The organism is Sulfobacillus harzensis (genome assembly GCF_012933365.1).
In the GTDB taxonomy this organism is placed as follows: Bacteria; Bacillota; Sulfobacillia; order Sulfobacillales; family Sulfobacillaceae; genus Sulfobacillus_B; species Sulfobacillus_B harzensis.
In genome coordinates, this window is the sequence record NZ_JABBVZ010000341.1 from 1 (window position 1) to 452 (window position 452).

The window sequence follows — 452 nt, forward strand, 5'->3', positions numbered from 1 at the left end:
CGATCGAGATAAATCAGTTCTTTCTTGAGCAGACTATGCCAGGACTCGATACAGGCATTGTCCCAACAGTTACCCTTCCGGCTCATACTGGCCGTCATGTGCTCCGCCGCGAGTCGGTCCCGATAGGCCTGGGCCGCATATTGACTCCCCCGATCCGAGTGATGGAGCACGCCCTCGGGGGGCTGATACCGGGCCACCGCCTGATCGAAAGCCTGAATCACGAGGTCTTGCGTCATGCGGTCACTCATGGCCCACCCGACAATCTGACGGCTATACAAGTCCTCCACACTGGCCAAATAGAGCCATCCCTCGTCGGTCGCGATATAGGTCATGTCCGTCATCCACACCTGATGGGGCCGCTCGGCGACAAACTGACGATTCAGGAGATTGTCGGCGACCGGGTGGGCATGCCGGGAGTGGGTCGTCGCCTTATACTTGCGCACCACGCGAGA

Annotated in this window: 1 protein-coding gene; it reads right to left on the reverse strand. The window is 59.3% G+C overall.

The window, feature by feature from the left end; genetic code table 11:
- The coding region (locus HIJ39_RS23410; RefSeq protein WP_169103408.1) for an IS3 family transposase at positions 1-452 on the reverse strand (452 nt) is incomplete at both ends.